Here is an 889-nt window from a genome sequence, read left to right on the forward strand (position 1 = left end):
AAAACGTACTTGCCCTTGTGCACTTGCCTCTCTGGTACTGGCGGTCTTGCCACTGACATCCACCATAGTAATATCGCCGTCACTGTCTAAGTGCGATAAGGCAGATTGGCTCACAGCAGCTTGGTTATTTTCCTGACTATTGCTATTCATTTATAGTTTCTCTTACATTTTTTATAAATCACTTAACGATACACAGGCATGCTGAAAATCTTCAGGCGTATTAAAATTGGTCAAGTGCTGCCAGTTTTTTTCAAATGGTACAGAGTGCACCATCGGCTTAATGAATTGCATCACTCGGCGCCCGCCACTATCAATATAAGCTTTTAAGTCAGGCTCAATACTTAATTGATAAAGTCCTAACAATGGATATAAATGGCTGTCATCGGTTAGGCAAATTACTTTTTTATCAACTGCTTGACTATCAGTTGTTTGCATTGCTGAAGACTGTAATTTTTGCCATAAAGCGGTGGCAGGTATTAAGCTGTCGCAGCTAATGACCAACAGCCACGATGATTGTTTTTTTACTAAAGCATCTGATAAATAAGTATTTACCATGGTTTGCAGGGCCGACTCGATAGCGACTAACGCACCACCTGTATCAATTTGGCTGTTACTATTCTGCCCATCAACATGGTCAGCGCCATAATCAGCAATATGAATAATAGATGCTTGCGAGTTGCTGACTTTTAGCGCTGATTCAACGCAAAAACCGCGTCCATTATCAGCAATCATAATTGGAGTGTTTAAATTTAATGCATGCCGCACATGATAATCAATCAGGCGCTCACCTGTAGGTAGGATGAGTTCCGCTTTAGGCGTGCCCATACGGCTAGACGCGCCGCCCGCTAAAATGACCACACCTGCCAAGCTATCTAAACGGTTTACAGTA

General features: G+C 42.3%; 1 protein-coding gene. It reads right to left on the bottom strand.

What is annotated here, in order from left to right:
- Window positions 1-171: 171 nt before the first annotated feature.
- A partial coding sequence (gene mobA, locus ACTQ9S_RS13760; RefSeq protein WP_440455274.1) for a molybdenum cofactor guanylyltransferase occupies window positions 172-889 on the bottom strand: 718 nt, incomplete at its 5' end.

Source organism: Psychrobacter sp. ASPA161_9, assembly GCF_051970275.1.
Lineage (GTDB): Bacteria > Pseudomonadota > Gammaproteobacteria > Pseudomonadales > Moraxellaceae > Psychrobacter.